Source organism: Streptomyces sp. SPB074 (assembly GCF_000154905.1).
Lineage (GTDB): Bacteria > Actinomycetota > Actinomycetes > Streptomycetales > Streptomycetaceae > Streptomyces.
This window is the reverse complement of record NZ_GG770539.1, coordinates 450,784-454,568: the sequence shown is the minus strand read 5'-3', so window position 1 is coordinate 454,568 and position 3,785 is coordinate 450,784. Positions and strand designations below refer to the sequence as shown.

3 protein-coding genes and 1 pseudogene are annotated in these 3,785 nt (G+C 76.8%); all 4 read right to left on the bottom strand.

Going from position 1 to position 3,785, the window contains the following annotated elements:
• A pseudogene (gene egtD, locus SSBG_RS01855) lies at positions 1 to 903 on the bottom strand (L-histidine N(alpha)-methyltransferase); the annotation flags it as partial.
• Entirely contained in the window at positions 900 to 1,655 is a 756-nt protein-coding gene (egtC, locus tag SSBG_RS01850; protein ID WP_008744536.1) for an ergothioneine biosynthesis protein EgtC, read from the bottom strand. The gene egtC and the pseudogene egtD, both read right to left, overlap by 4 nt.
• Positions 1,655 to 3,004: an ergothioneine biosynthesis protein EgtB gene (gene egtB / locus SSBG_RS01845; RefSeq protein ID WP_008744535.1), complete on the bottom strand. Its 1,350-nt coding sequence runs from the start codon at positions 3,002 to 3,004 to the stop codon at positions 1,655 to 1,657. Before egtB ends, egtC begins: the two co-directional genes overlap by 1 nt.
• The coding region (locus SSBG_RS01840) for a glutamate-cysteine ligase family protein (RefSeq protein ID WP_037868697.1) at positions 3,001 to 3,785 on the bottom strand (785 nt) is incomplete at its 5' end. The genes egtB and SSBG_RS01840, both read right to left, overlap by 4 nt.

The following is a 3,785-nucleotide window of genomic DNA, read 5'->3' as shown; positions in this document are numbered from 1 at the left end:
CGGGCGCGAAACCGGCCGCGCCGAGTTCCGCCCGCAGGCCCTCCGGGCGGAACTTCGCCGAGATCTCGGTCCGCAGGTCCTCGCCCGCCGCGAACAGCACCAAGAGGTCGAGCGCCGGGATCTTCACCGTCAGCCCGCGCCGCGCCCGCAGGCGCATCTCGATCCACTCGCGCTCCGCGTCCCACACCGCGACGTGCCGGAAGGCGTCCGGGTCGTGTCCGCGCCGAGTTCACGGTCGAGGACGTGCAGCACGTTCTTGTTGAACTCGGCCGTCACGCCCGCCGCGTCGTCGTAGGCGGCGAGCAGCGTCGCCTCGTCCTTCACGAGGTCCGTGCCGAGGAGCAGCAGGTCGCCCGGGGCGAGCACGGCGCGTAACGAGTCCAGGAACGCCGCCCGTTCGACGGGCAGCAGGTTGCCGAGCGTGCCGCCGAGGAAGGCGAGCAGGCGCGGCCCCGGCGTGCCGGGCAGCGCGAGCGGGGCGGTGAAGTCGGCGACGAGCGCGTGCACGCCGAGTCCCGGGTGCCGGGCGGCGATCGCCTCGCCCGCCTCGCGCAACGCGCTCTCGCTCACGTCCACCGGCACGTACGCGCGCAAGCCGGCCATGGCGTCCAGGAGGTGGCGGGTCTTGTCGGAGGAGCCCGAGCCCAGCTCGATGAGCGTGCCGGCCCCGGAGGCGGCGGCGATCTCCCCGGCCCGGTCGAGCAGGATCTCCCGCTCGGCGCGCGTCGGGTAGTACTCGGGCAGGGCCGTGATCTCCTCGAAGAGCCGCGAACCCCGCGCGTCGTAGGACCACTTGGGCGGCAGCCACTTCGGCTCCGCCGTCAGTCCGGCGCGGACGTCGGCGCGCAGCGCCTCGCCCGTCGTGTCCGCGGGCAGGGTGCGGGTCAGGGCGAACGGGCTCACTGGGTCGGCTCCTTGAGCGGGGTCAGTCGGAGGTCGTCGCGGTCGGCTTCGAGCAGGGTGGGACCGGGCACCGCGCGCCAGGCGGGATCGTCGTCGTACGGCTCCGAGGCGACCACGACGAGGCCGGGCGCGCGCAGGTACGCGAGCGTGTCGCCCCAGGCGGTCGCGGCGATCCGCCTACCGTCGGTCAGGAGGAGGTTGAGCCGCGCTCCCGGCGCCGCCTCGGCGACCTCCGCGACGGTCGCCGCGAGGGCTTCCCCCGGCGTCGCCCCGGCGTCGAGGCGCCGCCGTACGAGCGCCCACACGAACGCCGCGTCGCAGCGCGCCTCCAGGCCCAGCAGCAGCGTGGCGGGCAGGCCGGGGACGAGCGGCGCGAGGCTCCCGGGCCAGCCCGGCACCGCGCCGTTGTGGCTGAAGAGCCACCGTCCCGCCGCGTAGGGCGCGCTCGCCGCCTCGTCGTCGGCGCCGGGCTCGGTCGCGTCCCGTACGGCGGCTAGCAGCGCCCGGCTCCGTACGACGCGGCACAGGTCCCGCACCCCCGGATCGCCCCACAGCGGCCCCGCCCGCCGGTACCGCGCCGGGACGGGGTCGCCGTCCGCGTACCAGCCCACCCCGAAGCCGTCCGCGTTGACCGTCCCGTGCCGCTGCGCGCGCGGCGCCCACGACTGGCGGTGCAGGCCGTGCGGCGGCAGCAGGAGCCGTGTGCCGAGCGCTTCGGGGGCCGCGCTCAGCACCGCGAGGTGGCGGCACATCAGGCGCCCTCGCCGGGCGCCGCGTCGCGAGCGGTGCGGAAGCCCGCGAAGATCTGCCGCCGCACCGGGTAGTCCCAGTTGCGGAAGGTGCCGCGCACGGCCACCTCGTCCGCGCCGAAGGACCCCCCGCGCAGGACCTTGTACTCCGGTCCGAAGAACACCTCCGAGTACCTCTTGTACGGGTAGGTGACGAAGCCCGGGTACGGCAGGAAGTCGCTCGCCGTCCACTCCCACACGTCACCGATCAACTGCCGCACCCCGTGGGGGGACTCGCCCCGCGGGTAGCTTCCCGCGGGGGCCGGGCGCAGATGCCGCTGCCCGAGGTTGGCGTGCGCGGGGCCCGGTGGCTCCTCGCCCCACGGGAAGCGCCGTGTCCGCTCCTCCGCCGGGTCGTGCCGGGCCGCCTTCTCCCACTCGGCCTCCGTGGGCAGCCTGCGCCCCGCCCAGCGCGCGTACGCGTCCGCCTCGTACCAGCTCACGTGCACCACGGGCTCCTCGTCCCGCACCGGTTCGACGTGCCCGAAGCGCCGCCGCAGCCACGTACCGCCCTCGCGCCGCCAGAACAGCGGCGCGCGCAGGCCCTGTTCCCGTACGAGCCGCCACCCCTCGGGGTGCCACCAGCGCGGCTCCTCGTACCCCCCGTCGGCGAGGAAGGCCGTGTACCGCCCGCACGTGACGGGCGTCGTGTCGAGCCAGAAGGACGGCACGTGCCGCCGGTGCGCGGGGCGCTCGTTGTCGAGCGCCCACGGCTCCGTGGAGGTGCCCATCGTGAACGCGCCGCCGGGCACGAGGACTTCGGCCGGCAGCCCGCGCGTGTCCGCCGGGGCGGGCTCGGGCGCTTCGAGCACCGGGGGGCCCGAGCGGAGCTGGTGCGTGATGAGCATCGTCTCGTCGTGCTGCTGCTCGTGCTGCGCCACCATCCCGAACGCGAACCCCGCCTGGGTGAGCCCCGCGCCGAAGTCACCGCCCGCGAACCGCGCGCCTTCGAGGAGGTCGATCACCCGGCCGCGCACCTCGGCCGCGTACCGTCGCGCCTCCTCGGGCGGCAGCAGCGGCAGTGAGGGGCGCTCGGCGCGCGGGTGCTCGAAGGCGTCGTAGAGCGGGTCGATGTCCGGGCGCATCGCGTCCCGGCCCGCGACCGCGCGCAGCAGCCACAGCTCCTCCTGGTTGCCGATGTGCGCGAGGTCCCACACGAGCGGTGACATGAGCGGCGAGTGCTGCGCCACGAGGTCCGGCTCCTCGACCGCGCCGGTGAGCAGCGCGGTGCGCTCCCGGGCGGTGCGCAGCGCGCGCAGCGCGAGCGCCCGCAGCGCCTCCGCGTCCTGGCCCGGCTCCTGTACGGCGGTCATGACACCACGTCCTTCCTGCCGTGCGGGGCGGTCGTGCCCCACAGGCCGGGCGCCCGCGCGAGCGAGGCGAGGGGATGGGCGAGCAGGTCGTCGGCGGGGCAGCGGCCCCGCGCCACGTACCGCTCGGTGAACCCGGCCACGAGCGCCCGCATCGCGGGCGGCGCCCCGAGCCGCTGAAGCGCCTCGGACGCGGCGTCGAAGCAGGCGCGCGCCGCCCGGGCGAGCCCGGGATCGGTGAGGCCGTCGCGCGCGGCGGCCAGCCACAGCGGCGAGCGCGGCGGCGGCACGTCGCCGAGCCGCCCGGCGAGCGGCGCGACCGCGCGGTACGCGGCCTCGGCGGCCGCCTCGTCGTCGAAGAGCGCCCCGACGACCGCGAGCGGCACCACCCAGCCGTCCTCGCCCGGCTGCGCGTCGATCATCCGCAGTTCCAGGTGCCCGCGGGCCCGGACGGGCGGGAAGAGCGTCGTGACGTGGTAGTCGAGATCGTCCGCGACGGGCGCCCGCCCCGCGCCCTCGGCCCGCGCGCCCTCGCGCGCCCAGGCGCGCAGCGTGAGTCCCTCGGGGACGGGCCAGGGCCCCTCCCCGGACCGTACGCACATCACGGGCGTGTCCAGGACGTGCCCGGTCCACGCCGACCGGGCGTCCGGACCGGGCGCGGGCGCCGCGGTACGGCCCGGCTCGATCGCGGCCCACAGCGCCTGCCTGGTCGAGCGCCAGCCGGTGGCGCGCCCGGCGAGGAAGGGGGAGTTCGCGAAGGCGGCGACCAGGACGGGGCCGAGCA

Excerpts from the sequence above, each read along its gene's own strand:
- egtC (WP_008744536.1), bottom strand. The coding sequence starts at position 1,655 with ATGTGCCGCCACCTCGCGGTGCTGAGCGCGGCCCCCGAAGCGCTCGGC.
- egtB (WP_008744535.1), bottom strand. The coding sequence starts at position 3,004 with ATGACCGCCGTACAGGAGCCGGGCCAGGACGCGGAGGCGCTGCGGGCG.